Origin of the sequence: Micromonospora phytophila, from assembly GCF_023656545.1 — a bacterium.
Taxonomy (GTDB): Bacteria; Actinomycetota; Actinomycetes; order Mycobacteriales; family Micromonosporaceae; genus Micromonospora; species Micromonospora phytophila.
The window spans coordinates 37,669-62,838 of record NZ_JAMOKF010000008.1 but is presented as its reverse complement, the minus strand read 5'-3'; the positions used below and the strand labels follow the sequence as shown (position 1 = coordinate 62,838).

Genomic DNA, 25,170 nt, shown 5'->3' with positions numbered 1-25,170 from the left:
CCGCGGCGAGCACCAGCAACCATCCCCACGGGCGGCCCGATGTGGCCGCCCGCGCCGTCGCCGGGGCGGCGCGGCTGGCCATCGAGCCCCTGCTGTGGTTCCTGGCGGTGTTCACGCCCGGCTCGTCGCGGCCACGCACCCCTGCCCCCGTGGTGCGTCCGGCGCAGCGGGATCCGGTGGCCACCGCCGACGCCCGCACCATCGTGGACAAGGCCGTGCGGGTACCGCACTACGAGATCGCGGTCCGGTTCGCCGTAGCGGCCGACGCCGACACGTCCCCACCAGACCCGGAACGGGCCGCACAAGTGCGCTCACGTCTCGTCGGGCTGCGGCACACCATCGCCTCGGCCGCCGCGGCGTACACCGGCCCCAACCGGCTGCGACGGATGACGATGCCCCAGCCGGTGGCCACGATCGCCGGACGCAGGCTGCGGCGCGGGTTCCTGGCCACCGTCGCGGAACTCGCGGCGCTGGCCGCGCTGCCGCAAGACCTCGCCGTGCCGGGACTCGATCGGGCCCGGGCCAAGGCCGTGCCGGCGCCGGTGCAGGTGCCCTCCGGAGGGCGGGGCGTGAAGGTGCTGGGCCGCTCGCAGATCGGCCACCACAGCGTCGGCCTGACCGTCACCGACGCCCGGCAGCACGTGCACGTCGTCGGCAAGACCGGCGTCGGCAAGTCCACGCTGCTGCTGAACATGATCCTCGGCGACATCAAGGCCGGGCGCGGAACGGTGGTCATCGACCCCCGCGGGGACCTCATCACCGACATCCTCGACCGACTCCCGACGTCGTACGCCAAGAAGATCGTGATCATCGACCCGGACCAGGAGAACCCTGGCTGCTTCAACCCCCTCGACGACGGCGGCGATCCGCACCTGGCCGTGGACAACCTGGTCGGCATCTTCGCCAAGATCTTCCAGGGCCAGTGGGGGCCACGCATGGACGACACCATGCGGGTCGCCTGCCTCACGCTGATGCGGCACGCCAAACCGACGCTGAGCCTGGTCCCGTCGCTGTTGCAGGACCGCGACTTCCGGGCCCGGTTCACCCACGGCCTGGACGACCCGGACGGCCTCGGCGGGTTCTGGCTCTGGTACGACGGCATCAACGAACAGTTCCGCGGCCAGGTCATCGCCCCCGTCCTCGCCCGGCTCAGGGCCTTCCTGCTGCGGGACTTCGTCAAGTCCGTGATAGGCAACGCGCACTCGTCGTTCGACATGGGAAAGGTCCTCGACGGCGGAGTCCTGCTGTGCCGGCTACCCAAGGGCATCCTCGGCGAGGAGACCAGCCGCATCCTCGGCTCAATGATCGTCGCCCGGGTGTGGCAGGCCGCCATCGCCCGCGCCGGCATCCCTGAGGACCAGCGCAGAGACGCCAGTTTGTACGTGGATGAGTGCCACAACTTCCTCACGCTGCCCGGCAGCGTCGGCGACATGCTGGCCGAGGCCCGAGGGTTCCGCCTCGGCCTCGTCCTGGCCCACCAGGACCTGGCGCAACTGCCCCGCGACATCGCCGCGGCCGTGTCGGCCAACGCGCGCACGAAGCTGTTCTTCACCGTCGACCCCGCCGACGCGCGGGAGTTGTCCCGGCACACCAAACCCGAGCTGGACGAGCACGACCTCGCCCACCTCGACGTCTACACCGCCGCCGCCCGGCTGCTGGTCGGCAACCGGGAGCTGCCCGCGTTCACCTTCGTCACCAACCCGCCGGCGCCGGTGGTGGGTGAGGCGACCGCGATCCGGCAGGAGTGCGCCGCCGCCCACAGCCGCACCGGTGGTGAGCCGCCGATGCAGCAGCTCGCCCGTACCGCGATGAAGCGGCGCATGACCGACCGCGACCGCTGATCCCCGCCGCGCGTGCGGGGGCTCGGCTGGGTGCGGCATCGGGGGCTCGTGTGGGGGTGTCCGCGACACGAGCCCTCACACGAGCCCTCTGCACCCGGCCTGTCAGGTGCCTGACCTGCCGCAGCCTGGCCCACGCCACGACCGAAGTCAAGATCAACCTATCCAGACTCCCTCCGGGACTCTCTCTTCAGGGGTGGACGCACCTATGCCGCAATCACGCCCGGTCAGCCTGCTGGCCATCTATCCCCACATCACCAGCCGTGACCGTCAGCTCCTCCAGCTGCTCGACGACCACCAGGTCCTCACCACCGACCAGATCCACCGCATGCTGTTCCTCGCCCGCCGGACCTGTCAGATCCGCCTCGGTGAGCTGGCCGCCCTGGGCCTGTTGGACCGGTTCCGCTTCGCTCGCGCCGGAGGCGGCAGCCAACCGTGGCACTGGACGCTCGGGCACCACGGGCACCGGTTCCAGGCCGCCGCCCACCACCGGCCCGAGCCCACCGTCCGCGCCAGCCGCCAGAGCGTCGACCGGCTCTCGGCCAACCCGAAGCTGACCCACCTGCTCACGGCCAACGAGTTCTTCGTCCGGCTCACCGTCCACGCCCGCCAGCACCCGCGGGCGCGCCTGGATCGGTGGTGGTCCGAGACGATGACCACCAAGCAGTTCCGGACCATCACCGCCGACGGGCACGGCCTGTGGAGCGTCGCCGACACCACGGTCGGGTTCTTCCTCGAGGCCGACACCGGCACCGAACCCCTCGGCAGGGTGGTAGCCAAGCTCGACCGGTACGCACAGCTGATCCGCCGCGGCGGCCCCCGCTACCCGGTGCTGTTCTGGCTCGGCAGCGAACAACGCGAAGAACACCTGCACCGGCTCCTGCGCGGCCGGCACGGCGACGTTGCCGTCGCGACCGCCACCCACGCCACCGACCCCGCCGAGGCGGTCTGGCTTCCCGGCGCCACCGACCGGGTCCGGCTCGCCGAGTTGCCCAGCGACCACGGGCAGCCCGTGGCGGACAACCCGAACTACGACGAGAGCGGCTTCGTGCTCTGACAGACCCTGACAGGCCCGCGACGAATCCTGTCAGCGCAGCTCAGAGGCATGATCGGCATTCCTGACAGGGATGCTGCTGTCAGCTCGCGGAGCTACGGTGCAGCTTCTTCTTTTTGCTCGCACCGCCGCCCATCTGTTCCCCCTGGACCTGCCCGCGCCAGCGCAATCACCCACAGCCCACCTTGTGGTCGGCTCGTGATCCACGCCCCGCGCCTTCCACGGCAGCGCCCCCGGCACAGACGTCGCGATCCGGTGGCACCACCACGCAACCCCTCCACGCCCACCCCTGCACGAAGGGAGCGCCCTGCCATGCCCACGCCCACGCCGATCACCGCTCCGATTGTCACCGTCTGCTTCGCCCCCGGCGACGACGCCGACTGGTTCGCCGCCTCAGAGAAGGTCCACGACCTCCTACACGCCAACGGCACCCCCGCCCGCCGCTACCACGTCCGACACCGCCGCCTCATCGGCTGGCTGACCCGCTTCCTCGCCTACTACCTGCTCGACGCCGCCCGCCGCTTCGGCGCGGTCACCATGGCCGCCGGAGGCCGCAAGGGTCGCCTCGACCTGACCGGCACCGCCGCCAAGGCCGCCCACGACGCCGCCCAGCGCTGGCGTGCCTGGAACACCCACATCGCCGCGACCACCCGTGCGGCCCATCCCTTCGAGGACTACCTCGCCCAACACCACGCCGACCCGATGAAGGTCAGCCCGGCCGAGGCCCGCCGCCGCTTCGAGCAGCAACCCCGGGTCCTGGCGATGCTCGCCCACCACTTCGACCCCTACGAGCTGTCCGTCTACCAGGCCGGCGAAGCCACCTACGTCGGACTGCACTGGCGCATCGCCCTGATCGGCGACGCGCTGATCACCACCGACGGCCGTGTCCTCGCCCCGACCAGCGACTCCGTCGCCGACCAGTTCCGCTTCCTCAACGAAGCCTGCGCCTACCTGCGCAGCCTGCGCTCCAGCGCACGACTGTGCGCCGTCGCCATCGCCTAACCACCACACCTGACCACACCAAGGACCGGTCGCAGCCCCGCTGCGATCGGCCTTCGCCATGCCCACAACCCGACCACTTGCACAGGAGATCCCCCGTGTTCCTGACCGATCCGGCGCTGCGGCGCATCGCCGCCGACACCAACGACGTCCTACCCGAGCACCTCTGGCGCCACGACACGGCCACCCTCGACGCCCTCGGCGACCTCGCCCGCGTCCTGCACAAGACCGCCCGCGAGTTCACCGACAGCACCACCACACTCGATGAGGCCCTCGCCCGCACTGGTGCACTCGCCGAGAGGGCACGACAGGGCTTGGCCGCCCGCGCCGACCTGCACATCGCCGGCTACCACCAAGCCCTCACCGACACGCTCGGCGCACGGGAGCGACACATCGTCCTCGGCGCCGTGCTCGTCGCCGCCTACCGCGCCTGGCGCAACCACCGGCCAATCCGCGACGGCGACCAGCGGCACCTCCTGCTGTACCCCGGTGACCCGTCGCGCGGTGTGGCCACCCTGCGCCGCAACGAGGCACACACCTGGCTGGTGGTGCCCGACAGCGAGGCCGCCAGCGCCTTCGACATCCCCTACCCCGACCGGGTCATCGGCGAGGTCACCGAGACCGCCCAGGGGTGGGAGCCCACCGCGTACATCGCCGCGCCGCATCACCAGATTCCGCCCACGATGGCGTATCCGCTGCCCTCGTGCGACGACCTCGCCCCGGCCTGCCGGTCGCTGCTGCGCTGGTGGCACCTGCGCCACTCCGACATTTGGCGCAACCGCACCCCCCACCAGCTCGACCCCGCCGAACTCGCCCACCTCACCAGCTGAACGAGGGAAACCTCATGCTGCACCCCGACACGATCAGCCGGTGGGTCACGCGGGCCACCGGGCGCACGCTCGACCAGCACGCCGCCGACCCCATCCCCGCCGCCGCGCACCTGCCTGATGCCGCCGCCACCCTGCGGCACACACGCACCGAGCTGCTGCTGGCAGTGGACCGGCTGCGCACCCTGCTCATCAACGACGACGACCTGACCGCAACGGTCAGCACCCTCGCCGGCCCCTTGGAGACGATCCAGGAGCTGGCGCGCGAGTACCGCTACGCCCGCAACTGCATCGACGCCCTCATCGACGACCCTGCCCGCGCCGTGTACGCCGAGGCGAACCCGGGCCGGTCGGTGCGGCGGCGCCACGTCAACCCCGGCGACACCGTCCTGGTCGTCCTGCCGCACACCGACTCCTGCCGCAGCCAGAACCTCGCCGGACACACCATCCACATCACGGTCGGCACGTCCGATGCCAGGTTCCGCCCGCGCGGCAGCGTCAACCCGCTGCGGCTGTCCCACGCCGATGCCGGGATCTACCGCGACCCGACCTCCGACCGCCTCTACATCCTGCAGGCCGCTGCCGACGAGGCCGCCGCCTCCGATCACTGACGCACCGTCACATACCGCCAAGACCACCGGGCCGGACCTCTGTGGCACACCGCCCGGCGGCGCACCGCTGCACGCGTCTGCCGCGCTGACCGCTGCCCGCGACCCGGCGCACCACCGGCCCGGCACCACACCGTGCCGGGCTCTCCCACCAGTTCCCAAGGAGGGGATCTCATGGAACACCTGTCCCTGACGCCTGCCACGCAGGCCGTCCTCGACGCCCTGACCGAACTCGGCCACGGCAACGTCCACGAATTGGCCGACCAGGCCGGCAAGGCCCGGTCGACCACCGACAAAGCAATCAAGACCCTGGCCGACGCCGGTGTGATCGTCGCGGTGCAGACCGACGCCGACCCGGCCGAGGGCACGCCCACCCGGTGGACGCTGGCAACCCCAGCAGAGATCGCCGACACCGCTGCCGACGACGCCGGCCTCGGCGACGAGCACGCCACCGGCGCGGACGAGGCCGACCTCGCCGACCCGGGCCTCAACAACGCCGCCGACGAGCCGGGCAGCGAGGCGGCCGACAACCCCGGCGACGCGGTGGACGGCGACGGTGGCAATGAAGCGGAGGACGGGGTCAGCCAGCAGGACGAAACCGCTGACGCCGAGCCGGCCGCTCAGCCCCGCGACGCGTTTAACCGCAGCGACGACGCAGAGACCTCGAAGGACCGCGACGGCGAGACCGACATCGCAGCAAACGAGACCGGCGCCGCCGACGACGACAGCGACAAGGGCGCGGACAGGGGGCAGGACGAGGGTCGGACAGTTGTGCAGCCGACGCGTCCGGGTGACCGCAAGGTCATGGCCATCAAGGGCGTCCTGGCCGACTACGGCGACAGCGGCGCGACCCTCGACGTGATCGTGGCAGAAAGCGGGATCAGTCACCCGACCGCCTCCCGGCTGCTGACCGCGATGGAGCAGGCCGACGCCGCCCGCCGGCTGCCCGGCCTGCCGCAGCGGTGGATCCCCGGCCCGACCAAGGCCAGCGAGGTCGACCCGAACCCGGAGCCGCCCCGCTGCCCGCTGTGCCACCAGGTCATCCGTCACCTGGCGAACACGCCGAGCGCCACGGCGGCGGTGCTGCCCCTCATCCGACCGGACGGCACCCTGCACGTCGTCGGGCCGGACGGTGACACCCACGTCGTCACACTGCCCACCCGCACACCCCCGCGTGCACCCGGCATCACCGGCAGCACGAGCCGCCGCAGCGACGTGAGCATCAACGCCGACGGCAGCCAGCCGTTCGGCCGGGGCGAGCTGGAGAAGCTAACCCTCGACATCCTGGCCGCCCACCCGGGACGCGCGATGACCCCGCAGGACATCGCCACCGCGATCAGCGGGCAGCTCGCCCGCGCGGTCAGCTCCGGGGCCGTGCGCAACAACTGCACCAAGGCCGCCGCCGCCGGCCGCATCGTCCTGGTCTCCGACGCGCCGCTGACCTTCGCCTACCCGGCGCAGCCCGACCAGCCCGCCGCCGAGGCCAGCGCGGGCAGCGCCGGGCACGGCGACAACGACGCCGAACAGTCCTGACCCCCACCAGCCCAATCCATCGCGGGGGGCCGAGCGCGCGCTCGGCCCCCCGCGGCACATCAAAAGGAGAAACCCGTGCCACACGAACTCGAGACCTTCGCTGACGGAACGACCGCCTTCGCCAGCGCCCGCCTGTCGGCCTGGCACCAGCTGGGCACCGTCACCCAGGACACGATGAAGGCCGAAGAGATCATGGCCGCCGCCCGGCTCGGCGACTGGGGCGTGCGCACCATCCGCACCGCCGGCATCGACATCATCGACGGAGTCGAGGTGCAGATCCCCGCCGACGACAAGCGGATGACCGTGCGCCGCAACCCCGTCACCGGCCAGACGGAGTACCTGGGCGTCGTCGGCACCGACTACACCGTGGTCCAGAACGAGCAGTGCGCCGAGATGCTCGACCGCCTCGTCGATCAGGTGGGCGGCGCCCACTTCGAGACCGCCGGCAGCCTCCGTCGCGGCAAGAGCGTGTTCGTCACGATGAAGCTGCCTACGGCGATGGAGATCGCTGGCGTGGACCGCCTGGACCTCTACCTGATCGGCACCACCTCCCACGACGGCACCGCCGCGCTGCGGGTGGACGCCAGCCCGATCCGGGTCGTGTGCGCGAATACGCAACGCGCCGCCTTCGCCCACTCGGTCGGGCACTACACGTTCCGGCACACCTCCAACGTCAACTCCCAGATCAGCCAGGCCCGCGAAGCGCTGGGACTGATGTGGACGTACATGGAGACCTTCGAGAAGGCCGCCGAGCGGATGCTCCAGACCGAGCTGACCATGCGCGAGTTCGAGAAGATCGTCGGCCAGGTGTGGCTGGTCAAGGACAACGCCTCCGAGCAAACCCGCAACAACGCCAAGCAGCGGCTTGGCACCCTGAAGTACCTGATCCGCGAGGCCGACACCCAGAAAGACATCGCCGGCAGCCGGTGGGCCGGATACCAGGCCATCACCGAGTACCTCGACCACTACCAACCCGCCAAAAACGAGATCGCCCGCGCCAACCGGGTGCTCACCGGCAACGTCGGCGAGCTGAAGGTAGCCGCCTTCGACCTGCTGAAGGTCTGACCGCACCTCGAACCCCCGGGGCAGCGGTCCACCGACCGCTGCCCCGGCCTACACGGAACGGACATACCCATGGCACCGCCGAGCACCGGGCGGCGCGGACCAGACGAGACGTCCCGTCGATGATCCGCCACATCCGTTACCCCCGCGACCTCCGACAGTCGGTGTGCGGCCTGCCCGCCGCCGACGTCCAGCGGTGGGAGACCGAAGACCTGCCGCGCGTCGAGTCCACCTGCGAGGACTGCTACACCCTGCTCCCCGAAGCGCAACGACCCGACGACGCCCACCACCCACCCGGAGACCCCACGCTCATCGGCACGCTGCGGCGCATCGTCGCGAACCGGCAGCACGCCAAGATTGACGGTGTCCTCGTCGACCTGTGGTCGGCCAGCGTCACCGTCCTTATCTGGGACCGACTCCGCGACGACAAGCGGCAACGGCTGCTGGCCCTGCCGTCACACGAGCTGATCCTGGGCTGCATCGCGATCTACACCCGCGTCACCGCGACGAAGGACCACCAGTGACCAGACCCGGACTACCCCAGTGGTTCCACGTCGGGCCGTGGGTGTTCTCGATCGACGCCGCGCAGGCGCTGATCGCAGCGTCGCCCCGCGACACCCGGCCCCGGGACGTGCTGGCGTGGGCCGCCGCGTACGGCCTTACCCATCTCGGCAACCCCAACCCGTGGGCAACCAGCCTCATCGGCCCGACCAGCACCGCCCTCAACCGGAGCTACGCCATGACCACCGACCTGACCCAGCCGCTGATCGTGGCGCAGATCAGCGTCAACGGAGCGCCGCCCGGCCCGCTGCTCATCGATGGGACCCACCGCCTCTACCGCGCCTGGTGCGAGCACGTACTGCGGCTGCCGGCCTCCGTGCTCACCGTCGAGGAAACCCGCCAGATCCAGGACAGCGTGCTCCTCGGACCACGCGGCACCTCCACCGTCCCGCCGTCGAACCCATGACGGCCTGACACCACCCGTCCCAACCCCGTACGTCTCGGAAGCCGCCCCTACGCCGGCGGCGACCGAGGCGTACGCGCATGCACCCCTCGGGGAGGAACCCGTGACGTACACGCCACCGTGGCGCAGGGTCTGCAACTGCCGCTGCATCATTCACCACCGCCTGCCGCGCACCACCTACAACGAGCACGGCTGCGCCTGCACCATCACCTGCGCCACCCAGCCCATAACCGTGCTGGCCAATCAGCAGGGTCGCGCGCTGTTCCTCGGCCAGTGCGGCGACCTGTGGCACGTCCGGCCATGGCCAACGGCACCTGGGACTGGGACAACGCCACCAGGAACGACACCCGCGCCGACGTCTACGACGCCAGCCTCGTCATCGAGCACCTGCTCCGCCAGGCCGCCAACGTCCTCGGCACGTCCACCGACTGACGCGACCGCTCGAGGTGGGCCGCCCAGGCGGGCGACCCACGACCTTTTCGTGCTTCACGACCAAGGAAGACATCTATGCACCGCACCTACCGCAACGCCTGCGAGCGCGCCTGCGACCGCCCGATCCACCACGGCCGGCCTCGCTCGATCTACAACGACCCCGACTGCCACTGCCTGGCCACCTGCGCCAGCCAGCCCATGACCCTGCTGGCACCCCAGATCAACGAACGTCGTGTTCCTCGACGTCGCCGGGGCCCTCTGGTAAGTGCCCAGCTTGGAGCCCGGCCACTGGGACTGGCGTTACGCCACCTGCGTCGGCGTGGGCCACCCGCTGTTCACGGCCAGCACCCTGATCACCGACTTCCTCCGCGAGACCCACGCCGAGCTGCTCCCCCTTCTCAACGGCCTTCAGAACGCACGTCGCGGCGTCCGGCCGCGCACCCGCACGCAGACCGGCCCTTTCTTGCTATCCCGAGAGGTCATCACCATGACAAAGATCATCGTCGTCGTCGTTACCGTCGTCGTCATCGCCTGCTTCGGCCTGCCCCTACTGCTGCTGTCCTCCGTCGCCGGCGGCGGCCCCGGCGGGTGCGCCATCGCCGCCGCGCCCGCCATACGTCCCTCCGGGCAGCCGCCCGACACGGGCCGATGGGACACCGAGCAACTCAGCACCGCCGCCACGATCATCGACGTGGGGGTCGCCAAAGGCGTACCCCGCTGGGGCTGGATCGTCGCCGTCGCCACCGCCATGCAGGAATCCGGCCTACGAAACCTGCCCCACCTCGGCGAGAACAACGACCACGACTCCATCGGCGTCTTCCAGCAACGCCCCAGCCAAGGCTGGGGCACCATCGCGCAACTGTCCGAGCCCGCCTACCAGGCCGGCACGTTCTTCGACAAGCTCCAGACCGTGCCCGGCTGGCAGACGATGCCGCTCACCCAGGCCGCACAAGCCGTCCAGGTGTCCGCCATCCCCGACGCCTACACCAAGTGGACCGACGACGCCCTGCACCTCGTGGAGCAGTTGACCAGCACCCCCGCCGACTGCGCCACCGACGCCCTCGACGCGCTCCCCGCCGGGTTCGCGTTACCCGCCAACACCCCACCCGCCGTAGCGACCGCCATCTTCTGGGCAGTCGGCCAAGTCGGCACGCCCTACTACTTCGGCGGCTCCTGCACCGACCCGCACTCCGGCGACCCCGCCAAACAATGCGACTGCTCCTCGCTCATGCAGTCGGCGTACCGAGCAGCCGGCATCGACATCCCACGCGTCACCACCGACCAGATCAAAGCCGGAAAGCCGGTGCCCGACCCGGCGCTCCTGCTGCCCGGCGACCTCATCTTCGTCCCCGGCAGCCAAGGCGCCATGACCAACCCACGCCACGTCGGCATGTACATTGGGCAGGGATTGATCATCCAGGCACCAAGAACCGGCGACATGGTCAAGATCTCGCGGCTGAGCAGCTGGTCCAGCCAGATCGCCGCCATCAGGCGGGTTGTGCTGTAACAGCGTCGGATCCCACCTCGATCCCGCTTCGTGTTCCATCTGCCGTCCTCGGGCGAGCGGATCGCGGCTAGATCCGGATAGTGGCGCTGGCCGCTCGACATCCGTCGCCGGTCCGGCAAAGATCACTTTGTGGTGGTTTCCGCGAGTCGTGATCTGATCCGGCGGGTCGTGCTGGACTACGGGTTCTGGGACGGCTATCTCGACCGGCCCTGGGAGGACTTTGATGATGATCCGCCCGAACTTGTTACGGAGCTTGTGCTCCTGACTGCTGGTGAGATGTCGTTGGAGGTTCGGATGCTGCAGAACCCGAACCTGATGACGCTCTTCCTTCGTCAAGGCGATGAGCTGCTGCCCGAACTGGGCTACGACGACGACTGCGCCCAGTTTCTCCCCTGGACCTTCCGATGGGTCGAGCTGGAGTACATCGCCCGGCTCGCAGCCCTGCGCGACGTGCAGTTACGGCATCCGGGTCCGTTGCTTGCGCTGTTGTCGCGCTTCACACCGCTGACCACCGACGAGGAGATCCGCTTTGCCCGGCCGATGCTCGCTGTCGCGCTGAACCTGCTCAGTGAAGGGCCGTTGTTGCCAGAGCCGCGGTTCGGCCCCACCTTGCAGGAGCGACTGGCGTATCAGCTCGATCACTGGGATTGCCGTGAGCCAGGATCGGGTTACCGGTGGATCTCCACCGCAGAGGGCTGGGCTCTCGCGGAAGCCGAGGAGGATGGGTGGGATCCACTTACCATCCGCAGTCCAGGCAGTGTGGAGTTTCCGTTCCTGCAGTGGGCAGCGTTCATGAACGACGTGGTGGCCGCCTACCGCGCGACCGTCGACCCCGGCTGGCGGTCGGTGCCCGCTCTCCGGACCAAGACCTCTACCGGAGAGAACCTAGATCCCGTCGAACTGGCCGATCAGTTGACAACCGCCGGATGCGACCACCCGGTCGTCCTGCGCGCCCTGCGTGACCCCATCGACCCGCTTGAGACCTTGTGGGTTCTGGAACTCCTCTACGGTGAGGAGCCAGGATCACGTCTCGGGAACCGCCTCGGCGAGTAGGAACCAGGGCCACGCACGCATCTGGGCAGATCAGGATGCCGAGCGGTCGCGGCCGCCGTCACGCTCCGCCACGCGCGGATCGCGGCTAGATGCGGATACCTGACCTTCGTAGGTCGAGGTAGGGTGTTCGACTCGTGAGTGACCTCTACGGAACCCGGGCCGACCTTCTGCCGCGATCGATGGTCAAGGTGGCTCGGGCACCCGAGGGAGAGTCTCGGCTGCTGACGTGGGTTGGGCGCCCAGGCGTCCGCCTGCTGGACCTGCAGGAGCATCTTCGGTATGAGGCGGCGAGCCTCCGGCTGTTCCCGCAAAATCGGGACGGCTCGATCGCGTGGGCCAAGGTGGCCGGCGATCTGGTCGTTCACGCCGAGGACGAAGGCATGCACGTGATCGGGGAGTTCATCCGCGATGACGGCGACCTCGTGATCATGTGGGGAAGCCTAACGATTCCCAGCGTGCTCCTGAGGGCCACCGAGGCGTTGCCCAGGATCTCGGAGATCTTGGACGTCGACGCTGTCCTCTGGATGTACCGCGCCGGTGCACTTCTCGAGCGAAATTTCTTCGAAGGAACGGTGACGGTCGCCCGCGTCTTGCAGACCTGATTGCATATGGCGGGCCCGTCCTTCTCAGCTGGAGGGCTGAGAAAGCACCCTCACATCGGCATGACCGCCCGCATTGCCGCAGATGCGGATCGATCACGGCGGCTGACCTTGCCCTTTGGGGCAGGGTTTAGCGTTTCCGGGTGGGTGGAATGAAGATCGGTGAGCTGGCGGCCCGGGCGGGGGTCACGACCAAGGCGGTTCGCTACTACGAATCGCTCGGGTTGATCACCCCCGGCCGGCTGGCCAACGGCTACCGGAACTACGAAGAGGCAGACGTGCGGCTGATCCGCGAGATCAGGTCGTTGCGCGAGTTGGGGATCCAGGCGGAGCGTGCGCGACCGTTCCTGCAATGCCTGGCCGCCGGCAGCCAGCACGCCGACGACTGTCCGGCCTCGCTGGCCGGCTACCGCCACGCCATTGACGAGTTAACCCGGCAGATTGGCGCCCTTACGGCCCGTCGGGCGGCCCTGGCTGCTCACCTGCGGGCGGCCGCTCACCGCCACAGCATCGTCCCGGCCGTGAACCAAGGAGATCCCGTGACCGACCTGTACCAATTGCCACCGAACCTGCCCGTACCCGAGGATGACAGGGCGGCTGATCACTTGTCCGGCATGCCAATGCCGCCCATCGATCTCCCCGCAACCGGGGGTGGGGTGGTCCGGCTCAACGATCTCGGCCCAGGCCGCACCGTGCTGTACATCTACCCGTTGACGGGCCGCCCGGACACCGACCTGCCGGAGGGCTGGGACGCTATTCCGGGAGCGCGCGGCTGCACTCCGGAAGCATGCGACTTCCGCGACCACCACCAGGACCTCCTCGATGCTGGTGCCGGACGCGTCTTCGGTTTGTCTAGCCAGGACACCGCCTACCAGAGGGAAACCGTGGCGCGGCTGCGGCTTCCGTTCCAGATGCTCTCCGATCCGGCGCTGACCCTGGCCGACGCGCTGAACCTGCCCACCTTCGAGGCTGGCGGTATGCGACTGTTCACGCGGCTCACGCTGGTCGTCAAGGACGACCGAATCGAACATGTCTTCTACCCGATCTTCCCGCCGAACGAGCACGCCCAGCAGGTACTGGCCTGGCTGCGCGGCGACCCGCCCCGGTCGGCATGACAGCGTGGCATGCTCGACCGATCAGCGGCATGAGAGTGTGCTGCTCCTGCGGGTCGTTCCGACCTGACACGCCGTACCGTCGATTCCGCTGGGCACGAGCGGCGCCGACCGCAGTTCGGCGTTGGCTACAGCGGCATCGCGTACACGATGAAGTCGCGGAAATCCGCAACCTGGTCGTATAGCCGGCGGGCGGTGTGGTTGTGCTGCTGGGTGTGCCAGTAGAGCCGGGTACAGCCCTGGTCGCGGGCCCATTCCTCGACGGCCCGGATCAGGGTTCGGGCGACGCCCTTGCCTCGGGCGTTCGGGGCGGTAAACAGGTCCTGGAGGTAGCAGACGTCGGGCGAGGTTGTGCTGGCGTGGACGAGGAAGTGGGCGATGCCGGCCAGCCGGCCGTCGAGCCGGGCGCCGAGCGCATGGATCCGCTTGTCTCGCTGGAACTCCCGCCAGGCATGGTCGTAGTTCTCCGCCGGCCAGGTGCGCCCGTAGAAGGCGTTGTAGCCGGAGAACAGCTCTTCCCAGGTGGGGCGGTCGTCGGATTGAAGCGGGGTGACGCTGATCAAGGGTTGTCCTTTCGGGGTGTCGTGCGGTGCGTCTGTCCTGCGGCGGTGGCGTGATCCGGCGACCCGGGTGCCGGTCCTGCGAGCAGTTCGAGGATGTCGGCAGGCCGGTGGGCCACCATGACCTCGGCCGGTGCGGGGGACGTCATGCCCCAGCGGGCGTGTATGGCCAGCAACCTGGCCGCCTCGGCACACTTGAGGTCCACCTCCGCGTCGCCGACGTACGCGGCTTCGGCGACGTCGACACCCAGGCGCTGACAGGCCAGCAATAGGCCTTCCGGTGCGGGCTTCGGTTCGGCGATCTCGTCACCACAGACGACGACCGGGAACAGTCGGTCGAGCCCGGTGGAGGCCAGTACGAGGGCCGTGGCCCGGCGGGTGGCGGCGGTGAAGATGCCGAGCTGACAGCCGGCCCGATCGAGATCGTCGGCCAGTTCGGGTACGCCGGGGAACGGTCGAACGTCCGCGACTGTCGCCGCAAAGTGCCGGTGGTAGCACTCGACGTCTTCGGCCGAGACGGGGCGGCCCAGGAAATGGGCAAGCACGAACGGTGTGGCCCCGATGTGCCAGGTAGCGACCACAGTCGCTGGCGAGACCTCCGGCCCGCCGAGGGCGCGGATCGTGTCGACGTACACGGTGGGGGCGATCGTCATCGTGTCGACCAGGGTGCCGTCGAGGTCGAACACGACCGCGGCCAGGCCGACGCGGGGCAGCCGGGTCACGCGCGGTCCCGACAGCGGCGACGGGCAGCGGCGTTAGGGACCGTCCGGCGGTACGACGCCAGCGGCTTGGCGCGGGCCCGTCCCGCGAGATGCTGGTCACCGTCGAGACACACACCGCGCATGCTTCCCACGAGGAACACTCGGTCATCGTCGTCACCATCGGCCACACCGCCAAGGTCCAGTCCTGACGAGGTGGCATGTCTGCTGACTCAGCCCTTTCGCGCTCGGGTCGGGCCGGGCTGGTGGCGATGAGGAGGCAGCTGTCGACCGGGAAGTGGCGGAGTTAGCTGCGTTTGAGGTAGTCGCCCCGAAGCCTCGGTGAGCTGGTCTCCGCTCGTAGCCGATGACTCTCGGCTTCCTGGCGCTACCACCGGTCCCAGATCATGATCGACTGCTGACGCGGTGCACTCTTCTCGGCTACGTCCGGACACTCCGAGGGCTGCTGCTGGGTGGTCACCCTGCGCAGCGCGCGGATCGCGGCAAATCAGGATGCCGACTCGCTTCATTGCCTGATCACCGATGGGAGGATCGGCGGTGTGATCGAACTGCCTGAGGGATCTTGGTGGGATTGGGACGTGCTGCACTTCGACGGCTCCCAGCTTCGGTTGGCCGCGGGACACGACCTGACCTACCACCACGGTCTCGAGGTGCTCTTCACAGACGTCGCATACCTGGCCTGCCCGACCCAGTTCCGGGATCCTCGGTTCCGGGAACCCACCTTCGACGAGCGCGCACTGGTGCGTCGGCACGTCGGTGAAGAACCACCAGCGATCGTTGCCTTCGACGCCGACGCACCAGCCGGGGGTGATCTTCTTACCTGCCTCGTCGCAGCACGATCGGTTGAGGTGGTACCCGGCCTGGTCTACCGCTACTGGCGTGACAACCTCGCTGCTGGAGCACGACTGGCTCCGCACGTGCGACCGCCAGAGCAACCAGGGTCCGCACCTTGCCGGAGCCGCGGTTGCTACTGACGGGACGGACCCTCAGAATCGTCAGTCATGGCCATCGCCGTCCCGGTCGCTGACTTCCTGGTGCTACCGCCGCGCCCTGACAGCACCGCCGAGCTGCTTGCTCACTCGGCCCGGCGAAGAGGCCTGGCCGTGGAGCATCTGCCCAATCCGTCGGTACCAGCTCAGCTGCGGCGGGCCCGGGGCGGGCACCTTTACGGCGGACCGACCTTCGCTGCTGCAGTCGCCCCGGACCTCGACCTGGCAATGCTCGAACCGGCCGACGACTGGCTGGTGCACCTGCCGTACGAGTACACCCGCCGCGACATCACCCTCACCACCCTCGGCGACGCACGCTGGCTCCGTACGCCGATGTTCGTCAAGCCGCCCCGAGACAAGACCCTGACGGCCGACGTCTACGCCGACGGCTCCCGCCTGCCCCGCGCCGAGCGTTACCCCGCCGACACTCCGGTGCTGGTCAGCGAGATCGTGACGTTCCTGGTGGAGTACCGGCTGTTCGTCCTCGACGCCACAGTGCACGCCGCTAGCCGTTACGCCATCAACGGTCGGCTCGACCCGGCCCCACTCGACGCATGCCCGCACCACGCCGCCGTGCTCGACTTCGCCGCCAGCCTGCTCGACGCCTTCGCGAACAGCCTGCCCAGCGCCGTCGTCGTCGACGTCGGTCTAGCCAGCAACGCCGACCGCGGCGACGAACACTGGGCCGTGGTGGAGGCGAACATGGCCTGGTTCAGCACAAGCTACGCCGCCGACCCCGACCAGGTCCTCGACGTGGTGCTTCGCGCGGCCGGACCACGCCACCGGCTGGCTCCCCGCGACCATGCGTTCACTAGACCGCCCACCCCCTTCGGATAGCAGCCCCACGATGACCAACTTCGCCACCGACGTCCGCCTCGACGCCAGCCAAGACGTCACCGCCGAGGAGGCATACGGACAGCGTCAGGCGCCATGACGAACGTCCGGCAGGGCGCGCCCGCTCGGCGGCAGAAGCGTGCACGTGATCTTGTTCGCGGATACCAGCGAACTCTCTGGGCGCAGTAGGCAGGCTACGAACGTATCGTTTCTTGTCTGAGGGCGCGAGCGAGGCGGCGGACGGCCTCGTCCATGAGGCCGGGTGGGGCTGCGGCGTAGGTCAGGCGCAGGTGCGGCGCCGGGGGTTCGGCCGCGTACCACGGGCGGCCGGGGAAGACGATGACGCCTTCGGCGGCAGCTGCGGCGGTCAGGGCGACGTCGTCGGTGCTGTCGGGCAGGCTGGCCCACACGTGCAGGCCGCCGCGTGGGATCGTCGGTGGGGCGAGTCCCGGCAGGTGCCGGTGCAGTGCGGTCAGCAGCGCCTCGCGCCGGGTCCGCAGCGCGGTGCGCAGGGTGCGGCGGTGCCGTGTCCAGGCCGGGGCGGTGACGAACTCCAGCGTGGCCTGCTGCAGCGGGCCGGCGACGAAGAAGTCGTCGAGCAACCTGGCCGAGCGGAGCCGGGCACCGGCTGGGCCGCGGGCACCGATCGCGGCGACACGTAGGCCGGGAGCGGCGGACTTGGTCAGTGAGCGCAGGTAGATCACGTGCCCGTCTGGGTCATCGGCAGCCAGCGGTGGCGGGGCTTCTCCGTCGATGGTGAGGTCGCGGGCGTAGTCGTCCTCGATCAGGAAAGCTCCGGCGTCGCGTATGGCACCGGCGACCTCGCCTCGGCGGTGAGCTGCCAATGTCGCACCGGTCGGGTTGGCGTAGAGGGGTTGGCAGTAGAACAGTCGCGCGCCGGTGCGAGCAAACGCGGCGGCGAGTTGGTCAGGGCGTACGCCGTCGGCGTCGGCGGGCACCGGTACCACCCGCAGCCCAGCCGCCCGGGCCGCGGCCAGTGCGCCGAGGTAAGTCGGGGACTCGACGAGCAGGGTGTCGCCGGGTGCGGCGAGAGCGCGCAACGCGGATGACAGCGCCGCCTGCCCGCCCGGGCAAATCACCATGTCGTCGGCGCGCAGCCCGGCCCCGGCCTCACGGGCGAACCAGGCGCGTAGGTCCTCACGCCCCTCGGCCGGCCCGCGCTGCCAGGCTGCGGGCTGCCGGGCGGCGCGGGTGAGCGCGGCGCCGAGCGCCGCAGCCGGCTGCAGATCCGCGTCCAGGTAGCCGCCAGACAGCGGAATCGCTCCCGACCGCGGTAACGCCAATAACGCCTGCATCTCCTCCTCGCCTGGTCGGCGGGCGCCGAGCGCGACGGTTTGCCAGGACAGGTCTGGGGCGCGTCGCTCGTCCGGTGGGGCGGCCACGAAGGTGCCCTTCCCCGATCGCGTCTCGATCAGCCCTTGCGCCACCAGCTGTCGGACCGCCTCGGCGACGGTCACCGGCGAGGCCTGGTGCCGCGCGGTCAACTCGCGCACCGAGGGCAGCCGAGTTCCAGGGCCCGAGACGGCCACGAGCCCGCGCAGATCTTGGATAACGCGGTCCACTGCGTTACCGTTGTTCATGAAGGATAAGAGTAGCGCTACTGTCGCAACCACGGTAACGGCCGATCGGGTCATCGGCCTCAGCCTCGGCGCGCTGGGCGTGCTCGCCTTCAGCATGTCGCTGCCCGCCACCCGCGTCGCCGTGCAGCAACTCGACCCGTGGTTCGTCGCCTTCGGCCGGGCGGTCGGTGCGGCGCTACTGGCATGGGCGTACCTACGTTTCACCGGCGCGCCGCGACCCACCCGAAGCCAGTGGCGGCGGCTGTCAATCGTCGCCCTTGGCGTCGTCGTCGGCTTCCCGCTGTTCACCTCGCTGGCACTGACCACCCAAACCTCCGAACACGGCGCGGTCGTCATCACCGTGCTGCCCGCCATGACCGCCGTGTTCGCGGTACTGCGGGCCGGCGAGCGCCCACCGCTGCTGTTCTGGGTCGCCAGCGCCGGCGGGCTGGCGGCGGTGCTCGCCTTCCTGATCACCAGCGGCGCGATGCACGGCGCACTGTCGGCCGCCGACCTGTTCCTGCTCGCGGCGGTCGTCCTGTGTGGGCTGGGATACGCCGAGGGCGGCGCGCTCGCCCGGGAACTGGGCGGCGCCCGGACGATCTGCTGGGCGCTGCTGCTCTCGCTGCCCGTCACCCTGCTCATCACGCTCGTCGCCGCCTCGGCCCACCCGCCGCGCGCCGACGCCGCCGCTTGGTCGGCACTCGGATACCTCACCGCGATCTCCATGTTCCTGGGCTTTTTCGCCTGGTACGCAGGTCTAGCCCGAGGTGGCATCGCCCAGGTCGGCCAGATCCAGCTCGCACAGCCGGTACTCACCCTGCTCTGGTCCGCGCTACTGCTCGGAGAGACCGTCACCCCTGCCTCGATCGGGGCGGCGCTGGTCGTGCTGGCCTGCGTCGTACTGATTCAGCGCAGCCGCAGCGCGCGCGCAACAGACCAGGACGCCACCGCTGACGCGATGCACCGCACCCTTCCACCCCCATGCGCGGGGCCGCTCCCGCACAAGGCACCCCCGCGAGCGGCGGACCACACCCATCAAACCCTGAACTTGCCGACGTGACGGACCGGGCCACACTCACTCAGCATGACCGCGCGGATCGCGGGCAGATCGGGATGCCTGACGCACCTGACCGACCCGCAACCGCAAGGAAGCCAGCGCGTTCCTCGCCGAGGCCGAGGCGGCGATCAACCGGGGCAGCTACGTCGATCCGCCACGCCGGACGAACGCGGTTCGCGGTCTACGCAAGGAGATGGGCCGCCGGCCGTAACGACAAGGCGATGACTGATTTCTTTGTTTGGCTGGTCAGTTGCGCGAAGCAGTTCGGTGATCAGGCCGGTGTCAGAATCAGCCATCCGAAGCCGACGATGCCGCGGTAGCCGTTGAGGTATCCGTCGCGCCGCTGGTCAGCGAATGCGCGTGCGTCTGGCGTGCCGAGGCGTTCGATGCCAGCACGCCAGTCGGACTCGAAGTCGTCCCACTCGGCGAGGGTCGATACGGCAACATGCAGGGGTCGAAACCCGGCGTCCACGGCGAACTGGGCTAGGGCTGCAAGGTCGGGGAGGTCACCGAAGGTCTCGCGGACCTGATCGCTGGGGCTGGCCTGGTAGATGCCGTCAGCGAACAGCAGTTTGCCGCCGGGCACGGTGAGACGGTGCAACGCGGTGAGGGCTTGCGCGGCGTCGCCCCAGACGTAGCCGGCCCCGACGTTGACGACGAGGTCGGCGGGCCGGTCCCAGGTGGCGGCATCCGTGCTGTGGAACGTGACCCGATCGGAGACTCCCCGCTTCGTCGCGTTCAGTCGGGCCCGTTCACCGTCGCCGGCGTCGCGCTCCACCCCGTCACCAGAGATACCGTGGTTCTCACACAGCCGCATGAGCAATTCGCCGTTGCCGCAGCCCAGGTCCAAGGCTCGCCAGCCCGCCCCGCTGGGGGCCAGCCGCCGAATCAGGTCCGCTGCCCGCTCCGCGCTCAGCGGCGCGTTAAAAGTTAGGTTGGCCGCGGCGGCGGCCAAGTACCGCTTGAGATCTTGGTTAGTCACCGGCACACGGTATCGGCACTGTCCTATTGGGACCTTGGGCATATTGGGCTGGTCATCGTGGGAGTGTGACGGCATTGCAAAGGGTGTCATTGTCTGCGTGTAACAGCTGACATCGACACCCTTCTCATCGCATTGAGCCTTTCCGAGTTACGGTTCGCGACTGTGCGTAGTGTTCGTTTCAGGCGGTTCGTCCGTGCTCTATGTGGAGGATGACCAGGGCTGCGGCGGCGACGGCGCCGATCCGCCGGGGACACAGGCTGACGTTCCGGAGGGCTTTGAAGGTCATCTTGAGCAGGCTGTTGCCGCGTTCGCCGATCGCGCGGAGCCGGTTGTGGGCGCGGTTGAACTGCTGCTGGATGTCGGTGAGCTGCCCGTTCTTCGGGGTCTTGAACGCGACGGCGATGGTGTCGGCTTCGCCTTCGTAGCCCAGGTCGGCCAGGGTGCGCAGGTCCGCGCGGATGGCAGCGAGGGTGTCGAGCAGGTCGGGGTGGGTGCGCAGGCAGGTGGTGTCGTGTTCCCGGCCGGGCCGTACCGGCGAGGTCCACAGCGGCCAGCCGTCCGGGGCGGTCAGGACCTGGACGTTCCCGCCGTGGTTCTTGGTGCTTCGCCGACCACCACAGGTCCACGCCGGCGGTGGGGCCGGGTGTGGCGATCCGGTCGGTTTCGATCAGGGTGCCGTCGAGCAGGATGTAGTCGTACCCGGCGGCTTTCGCGGCCAGCAGCGCGCCGTGCAGGCCGGGAGCTTGGGCGGCCAGGACGTTGATGCCCTCGTGCACGTAGTCGTAGCCGGTGGACCGGCTGATCCCATTGTCTCCGGCCAGCTGAGTTATCCGGGTGCCGTCGAGCAGCCAGCGCAGGACCAGTACGGCCTGTTTGAAGCAGCTCAGCGCACGCCGCTTGCGACGGGTACCACGGCGCTGCTGTTCGGCGTGCAACAGCCCGGACAGGAAGAAGACGGTCTCGTCGCGTACGCCCAGGGTGGCGGTATAGGTGATACTCATGGTCAGGCGCGGAACTCCGGGTGACGTGGTCTGTGAGAGGAACACTTCATATCGGAGTTCCGCGTTCTTGCTGCTCGACCATGCCTATACAGGCGTTTCCCGCCCGTAGCCACCGATTCGGGCATCACGAACGGTGCTCAGGGTGCTACGCGGAAGGCTCAGTAGATGACACGTTCTCGTCCGTTGTAGTACGCGATCTGGAGCTTCACGGTCGACGTCGATTCGTCGTGCCGTAGTTCGAGGCAGAGTTCGTAGGGGTTGAGCCAGCCGATCCGTCGGCATGGGAACTGCACGGTGGACGGGTCGTACCATGTGGCCGGCCAGCCCTTGGTTCGCTGCAGATGCTCGCCGAGCCGCCGGGTCAGCTCTCGCACGTTCGCCCCGTCGGTGGCGGCGACCGTAAATCGGCGTAAGCAGGAGCGGGGACCGAAACCGAAGTTCTCGGGCATGGCGCACCGCGCCTCCTCGTGGGCCACGGTCATCGTCGGAGGCAGCGGTAGGATCGCGTCGCGCGGCGGCACCTGCTGGTCGCCGACGACCGGTATTGCGAAGGTAGCGGCCACGCCGATCATCCACACGAGCGCGCCGATCGCCCAGTGCATGGTCAACAGTTCCCTTGGCCGCCCCTGCCACGACTCGACTGCGGTCGCGGACGCGACGATGACGCCTGTCGCCACCAAGTACCAGCGCAGTCCGTCATCGATGTTGGGCGGGGTGTCGTAACTGCCGAACGTGACGGTCCACAGCGACCACCCGGCGACACACGTAGCGAGCACGATAGCGACGCGCCAGGCATACGGCCTGGACCGGCCCAGTAGGGCCCATGCGACCGGGAACACGAGGACCACAGAAACGACCACGGCGACCTCAGCCGGCTCCAACATCTCGTCCGCGACGGGATCTCCGGGCTGGATGATCGGCCACACCGGCGCCGTGGCGGCGAGCGCACCTACCACGAGCAGCAGCCGTGACCGCCAACGCCACGATCCTGGCGGCCGAACCACGGCCGCGCGGTATCGACTGCCCCGCCGGCTGATCCACCCACCCAGATGCGGGAAGCGTTGCCCCGTGAGATATCCGAACAGCGCCACCGCGAGAAACATAAGCACGTTTAGAAGTAGGTCCACGTGCCTTCGACGTCAGCCGGCGCGAGACAGTTGCCGGCACGCGCCAGTTCCACACGCCACAGGTGCAACACTACGTAACGTCACCATGGCCTTACCCGGAATGGCTCACTGTGCGCCAGTGGCGGATCTCCTCATCGGGCAGTCGTAGACCGTCCAGCCTCCCCGGGCGGGGACAAGGTGGAGCGCCTCACCAGCCGAACGACCTTGGCCCCGTCCGGGGAGGCTGGTAGCCCTTGTGGTGCCCGGCGAGGGGATCCGCCCCCCGGCTGATCTCTGAAGAGGGCCGGGGTTTCGGGGCGGAGCCCCTAGGTCTTCGGGAGTCCTTGTCGTCCGTCAGTGGGCCGGGCCGGCGCGGCCGCTTTGCGGACCGCCTTGATTCAGAAGAGGCCAATTCGGCAGTGGGTTCACCGTGCCCGTTGTCCTGTCAGGGGACATGCTTGACGCTCACGTCCCACCTGATGCCCGACATGATCCTCAAGAGGAGTCGCGGAGGCCCTCACGGTCCGCGGCAGGGGCGCGCATCGCGGCAGATGTGCGCACTCGGCCGCCAATAATCCCACTCCTCGAACGCGTTCTCAGACCGCTCGAACTTCGGCGAGCCGCTTGACTGCGTACTCGTCGTCCCAGCAGACGGCGGCTTCCCATGCGGCCGACGCTTGCCCGGCGATGTCGAGCGCGCCGTCGTCGAGGCCGGCGGCGTTGTCGGGCAGCACGAGGTCGAGGTCGGGGACGTCGACGTGCGCCTCGTCCCAGTCGATCAGCGCGACCTGACTAGCGGTCATGCGGACGTTGCCAGGGTTGTTGGGGTCGCCGTGCACGACGCATGTCTGACGTCCGGCGAGCCGCGCCCACGCTGCCCGGCATCGAGCAACGCTCTCAGGGGGCATCGCGCGGAGGTCGATCTTCGTCCCGGTCTCGGCGTACAGGAGGTCAGTCGACGATCGCCAGCCTGGGCGCTGCGGCCAGCCCTGCGTCAGCCGATGCAGCTCGCGGAGCGTGCCGGCCACGCGACGCCAGTCGGCCTGCGTCTCGGGCGGTCCGCCATCCAGGTAGGTCATCACCACCAGACCGTCGGCGAACAGCCGGCCGTCCGTAGTCGGGATCGGCACCGGCACGGTCAGACCTTCACGGTCGAGGTGTTGGAGGAGCTCCGTCTCCCACGCAAGATCAGCGTCGCTCCTGGTGCCGAGACGACCGACCGCGAGGTGCCCGTTGACGCGCACGCTCCACACGTCGTTGGCGACTCCGCCAGCGAGCGGTTCGATGCGAGCGACGTCTTCACCCCATTGCCCGAGTCCCTCCCACCCCACTGGCCATATCTTACGGGTTTCCGAACATCACTGTTCTCGGCAGTTCAGAATGCCCGAGCGTTGCGAGGCGCCGACCACCCGCAGTGAGGGGCCACGCGCGGCTGACGCGCACGGACGGCGGCAGATCAGTACGTTGGCTGCCAGTCACATTCCGGGGCGCGATCAGCGGCTAGAAGTGGAGGTCCACCGCCTGCTCGAAAGGTGAAAGGAGACCGGTGAGGCTGCGAGCGGCAGCTACTTCTGGGTGAACACGGCTCGGAAAGCAGCGAGATCGACCGGGCCGATCTGGAGCGCGGACTTGAGCGTGCTCAGAGCGGCGACGAGCGGATCCTCCTCACGGGCGGCGACTATCGCGAAGACCATTTGCACCTCTGGCTCCATCGCGCGCAGCTCGATCTTCCCGATCGAGGTAGGGCTGTAGATGAAGGAAGAAATAGAGCTGTGCGCGGCGGTTTCCTCCGGCACATCCCACAAGCGGTTGAGCGCCGTCCGGTAGTCGCTGAACGAGGGAGGCGGCGGGTCACCCCGGTCGAGGGCATCCAGTGCCTCGGCAACCCAGTCCAGCTCGGCGGCACCAGCCTGGATAGCAGCTGACCGGGCGGCCCAGGCTGCCATGGCACGCTGCTGCGCCGGCTCGGCGGCGGCGATCTCATCGACCAGGTCGCGGTCGACGCGGGCCACGTCCTTCGCCCACGCTCCGACCTGGCGGAGCCGGTCACTGTCCGGCAGGCGACCGCCCCAGTCACGCGTCGCTCGCGCGCGGAAATACTCCCTCTCCCGCCTCTTTTTCTCCTCCTGTTGCCGGCGGGCCGCTTCGACACGTTCCGCGTAGGTCGGCCGCGGCGGCGTCTTCTGAGCGACGCGGTGCCGGTTCGCAGCGACCGTCGAGGTCTGCCGGACGATCCGGTCGGGCCCCGCCTTCGCGGGCCAGAACTGCAGCAGGTACCGCTCGGGCGGGTCGTCGACAACGCGATCCTCGTTGTCGTAGCCGATCGCGCAGAACCGTACGCGGTAGGTGTCCTGGTCCAACTCGAGCCGGACGGTCAGCCTGTGATCGCCCGTCAGGAGCAGCACGTCCGGCTCCGTGCAGGTGTACGACGCCTCCACTACCTCGGTCCAGACTGGGTCGAGCAGCGGCTCGCTTTCGTGCCGTTCGATGCGCAGCGGCACATAGCCGGTATGCAATCCCGTGTTGAACACGAGCGCGCCCGGTTCGGCGGCTCCGCACAGCCCGTTGACCTGACCGCCTTGCCCGTCGCCGACCGCGTGGGCGGCCACATCGCCCCCCAAGTGGAACACGTGGAATTCCACAAAGACGCGATCATCAAACAAAACATGCACGACATCCATGATGCGCGCTCATCGGCAGGTGCGGACGCTTGGGGAACCGTCATGGTCAAATCCCGGCGGGTTCGAGCGA

General features: G+C 69.1%; 24 protein-coding genes and 1 pseudogene. 17 read left to right on the top strand and 8 right to left on the bottom strand.

Features of this window, described 5'->3' with window-relative positions; all coding sequences use genetic code 11:
• The 14 genes from NCC78_RS02995 to NCC78_RS02935 all read left to right on the top strand — a co-directional run.
• Nucleotides 1–1,841: type IV secretory system conjugative DNA transfer family protein (locus tag NCC78_RS02995; RefSeq protein ID WP_250791591.1), on the top strand; the 1,841-nt coding region annotated here is incomplete at its 5' end.
• A 205-nt stretch (nt 1,842–2,046) separates the two neighbouring features.
• Entirely contained in the window at nt 2,047–2,895 is an 849-nt protein-coding gene (locus NCC78_RS02990) for a replication-relaxation family protein (RefSeq protein ID WP_250791590.1), read from the top strand.
• A 309-nt stretch (nt 2,896–3,204) separates the two neighbouring features.
• Nucleotides 3,205–3,894 (top strand): hypothetical protein, encoded by a 690-nt coding sequence (locus NCC78_RS02985; RefSeq protein ID WP_250791588.1) that lies wholly within the window; start codon nt 3,205–3,207, stop codon nt 3,892–3,894.
• Between the two features lie 95 nt (nt 3,895–3,989).
• The gene (locus NCC78_RS02980) at nt 3,990–4,721 is read left to right on the top strand and encodes a hypothetical protein (RefSeq protein WP_250791587.1); all 732 of its coding nucleotides are present in this window, start codon (nt 3,990–3,992) and stop codon (nt 4,719–4,721) included.
• 14 nt (nt 4,722–4,735) lie between these two features.
• Complete coding sequence (locus NCC78_RS02975) at nt 4,736–5,329, top strand: hypothetical protein (RefSeq protein ID WP_250791586.1); 594 nt, start codon at nt 4,736–4,738, stop codon at nt 5,327–5,329.
• 171 nt (nt 5,330–5,500) lie between these two features.
• A complete protein-coding gene (locus NCC78_RS02970) occupies nt 5,501–6,859 on the top strand; it encodes a MarR family transcriptional regulator (protein ID WP_250791585.1) in 1,359 nt (452 codons plus the stop codon).
• A 75-nt stretch (nt 6,860–6,934) separates the two neighbouring features.
• The gene (locus NCC78_RS02965) at nt 6,935–7,924 is read left to right on the top strand and encodes a DUF932 domain-containing protein (protein WP_250791583.1); all 990 of its coding nucleotides are present in this window, start codon (nt 6,935–6,937) and stop codon (nt 7,922–7,924) included.
• 119 nt (nt 7,925–8,043) lie between these two features.
• Nucleotides 8,044–8,445: a hypothetical protein gene (locus NCC78_RS02960; RefSeq protein WP_250791582.1), complete on the top strand. Its 402-nt coding sequence runs from the start codon at nt 8,044–8,046 to the stop codon at nt 8,443–8,445.
• The gene (locus NCC78_RS02955) at nt 8,442–8,888 is read left to right on the top strand and encodes a hypothetical protein (RefSeq protein WP_250791581.1); all 447 of its coding nucleotides are present in this window, start codon (nt 8,442–8,444) and stop codon (nt 8,886–8,888) included. Before NCC78_RS02960 ends, NCC78_RS02955 begins: the two co-directional genes overlap by 4 nt.
• 297 nt (nt 8,889–9,185) lie before the next feature.
• Entirely contained in the window at nt 9,186–9,317 is a 132-nt protein-coding gene (locus NCC78_RS31950) for a hypothetical protein (protein ID WP_284706211.1), read from the top strand.
• Between the two features lie 487 nt (nt 9,318–9,804).
• Nucleotides 9,805–10,824 carry a C40 family peptidase gene (locus NCC78_RS02950; protein WP_443677193.1) on the top strand — a complete coding sequence of 340 codons (1,020 nt, stop codon included), beginning with the start codon at nt 9,805–9,807 and terminating at the stop codon, nt 10,822–10,824.
• Nucleotides 10,825–10,953: 129 nt separating this feature from the next.
• A complete protein-coding gene (locus NCC78_RS02945) occupies nt 10,954–11,877 on the top strand; it encodes a hypothetical protein (RefSeq protein ID WP_250791578.1) in 924 nt (307 codons plus the stop codon).
• A gap of 134 nt (nt 11,878–12,011) precedes the next feature.
• On the top strand, nt 12,012–12,479 hold the full coding sequence (locus tag NCC78_RS02940; RefSeq protein ID WP_250791577.1) for a hypothetical protein: 468 nt from the start codon (nt 12,012–12,014) through the stop codon (nt 12,477–12,479).
• A 149-nt stretch (nt 12,480–12,628) separates the two neighbouring features.
• Nucleotides 12,629–13,591, top strand: coding sequence for a MerR family transcriptional regulator (locus tag NCC78_RS02935; RefSeq protein ID WP_250791576.1), 963 nt, complete (start codon nt 12,629–12,631; stop codon nt 13,589–13,591).
• Nucleotides 13,592–13,716: 125 nt separating this feature from the next.
• Here NCC78_RS02935 and NCC78_RS02930 read toward each other — a convergent pair whose 3' ends face one another.
• Nucleotides 13,717–14,151 (bottom strand): GNAT family N-acetyltransferase, encoded by a 435-nt coding sequence (locus NCC78_RS02930; protein WP_250791575.1) that lies wholly within the window; start codon nt 14,149–14,151, stop codon nt 13,717–13,719.
• Nucleotides 14,148–14,834 carry an HAD family hydrolase gene (locus NCC78_RS02925; RefSeq protein ID WP_284706212.1) on the bottom strand — a complete coding sequence of 229 codons (687 nt, stop codon included), beginning with the start codon at nt 14,832–14,834 and terminating at the stop codon, nt 14,148–14,150. The genes NCC78_RS02930 and NCC78_RS02925 overlap by 4 nt, the downstream gene beginning before the upstream one ends.
• Before the next feature lie 485 nt (nt 14,835–15,319).
• On the opposite strand from NCC78_RS02925, the gene NCC78_RS02920 reads away from it, so the two are divergent.
• Nucleotides 15,320–15,841 (top strand): hypothetical protein, encoded by a 522-nt coding sequence (locus tag NCC78_RS02920; protein WP_250791572.1) that lies wholly within the window; start codon nt 15,320–15,322, stop codon nt 15,839–15,841.
• A gap of 27 nt (nt 15,842–15,868) precedes the next feature.
• Complete coding sequence (locus NCC78_RS02915; RefSeq protein ID WP_250791571.1) at nt 15,869–16,693, top strand: ATP-grasp domain-containing protein; 825 nt, start codon at nt 15,869–15,871, stop codon at nt 16,691–16,693.
• 191 nt (nt 16,694–16,884) lie between these two features.
• Here the strand turns inward: NCC78_RS02915 and NCC78_RS02910 are convergent, their stop codons facing one another.
• Nucleotides 16,885–18,291: an aminotransferase-like domain-containing protein gene (locus tag NCC78_RS02910; RefSeq protein ID WP_284706210.1), complete on the bottom strand. Its 1,407-nt coding sequence runs from the start codon at nt 18,289–18,291 to the stop codon at nt 16,885–16,887.
• On the opposite strand from NCC78_RS02910, the gene NCC78_RS02905 reads away from it, so the two are divergent.
• Nucleotides 18,290–19,333 (top strand): DMT family transporter, encoded by a 1,044-nt coding sequence (locus tag NCC78_RS02905; RefSeq protein ID WP_250791568.1) that lies wholly within the window; start codon nt 18,290–18,292, stop codon nt 19,331–19,333. The genes NCC78_RS02910 and NCC78_RS02905 overlap by 2 nt on opposite strands.
• Before the next feature lie 268 nt (nt 19,334–19,601).
• On the opposite strand, the gene NCC78_RS02900 is transcribed toward NCC78_RS02905, so the two are convergent.
• The 5 genes and pseudogenes from NCC78_RS02900 to NCC78_RS02880 all read right to left on the bottom strand — a co-directional run bounded on the left by NCC78_RS02900 (nt 19,602) and on the right by NCC78_RS02880 (nt 25,100).
• A complete protein-coding gene (locus NCC78_RS02900; RefSeq protein ID WP_250791567.1) occupies nt 19,602–20,285 on the bottom strand; it encodes an SAM-dependent methyltransferase in 684 nt (227 codons plus the stop codon).
• A 205-nt stretch (nt 20,286–20,490) separates the two neighbouring features.
• A pseudogene (locus tag NCC78_RS02895) lies at nt 20,491–21,313 on the bottom strand (HARBI1 family protein).
• Between the two features lie 158 nt (nt 21,314–21,471).
• Nucleotides 21,472–22,404: a hypothetical protein gene (locus tag NCC78_RS02890; RefSeq protein ID WP_250791565.1), complete on the bottom strand. Its 933-nt coding sequence runs from the start codon at nt 22,402–22,404 to the stop codon at nt 21,472–21,474.
• 611 nt (nt 22,405–23,015) lie between these two features.
• Nucleotides 23,016–23,750, bottom strand: coding sequence for a phosphotransferase enzyme family protein (locus NCC78_RS02885; protein ID WP_250791564.1), 735 nt, complete (start codon nt 23,748–23,750; stop codon nt 23,016–23,018).
• Between the two features lie 234 nt (nt 23,751–23,984).
• Nucleotides 23,985–25,100 carry a hypothetical protein gene (locus NCC78_RS02880; protein ID WP_250791563.1) on the bottom strand — a complete coding sequence of 372 codons (1,116 nt, stop codon included), beginning with the start codon at nt 25,098–25,100 and terminating at the stop codon, nt 23,985–23,987.
• Nucleotides 25,101–25,170: the final 70 nt, after the last annotated feature.

Bases quoted from the DNA above. Each gene is read 5' to 3' on its own strand.
- NCC78_RS02960 (WP_250791582.1), top strand. From the start codon at position 8,044: ATGATCCGCCACATCCGTTACCCCCGCGACCTCCGACAGTCGGTGTGC.
- NCC78_RS02970 (WP_250791585.1), top strand. From the start codon at position 5,501: ATGGAACACCTGTCCCTGACGCCTGCCACGCAGGCCGTCCTCGACGCC.
- NCC78_RS02935 (WP_250791576.1), top strand. From the start codon at position 12,629: ATGAAGATCGGTGAGCTGGCGGCCCGGGCGGGGGTCACGACCAAGGCG.
- NCC78_RS02910 (WP_284706210.1), bottom strand. From the start codon at position 18,291: ATGAACAACGGTAACGCAGTGGACCGCGTTATCCAAGATCTGCGCGGG.
- NCC78_RS02985 (WP_250791588.1), top strand. From the start codon at position 3,205: ATGCCCACGCCCACGCCGATCACCGCTCCGATTGTCACCGTCTGCTTC.
- NCC78_RS02880 (WP_250791563.1), bottom strand. From the start codon at position 25,100: ATGGATGTCGTGCATGTTTTGTTTGATGATCGCGTCTTTGTGGAATTC.
- NCC78_RS02950 (WP_443677193.1), top strand. From the start codon at position 9,805: ATGACAAAGATCATCGTCGTCGTCGTTACCGTCGTCGTCATCGCCTGC.
- NCC78_RS02905 (WP_250791568.1), top strand. From the start codon at position 18,290: ATGAAGGATAAGAGTAGCGCTACTGTCGCAACCACGGTAACGGCCGAT.
- NCC78_RS02990 (WP_250791590.1), top strand. From the start codon at position 2,047: ATGCCGCAATCACGCCCGGTCAGCCTGCTGGCCATCTATCCCCACATC.
- NCC78_RS02915 (WP_250791571.1), top strand. From the start codon at position 15,869: ATGGCCATCGCCGTCCCGGTCGCTGACTTCCTGGTGCTACCGCCGCGC.
- NCC78_RS31950 (WP_284706211.1), top strand. From the start codon at position 9,186: ATGGCCAACGGCACCTGGGACTGGGACAACGCCACCAGGAACGACACC.
- NCC78_RS02975 (WP_250791586.1), top strand. From the start codon at position 4,736: ATGCTGCACCCCGACACGATCAGCCGGTGGGTCACGCGGGCCACCGGG.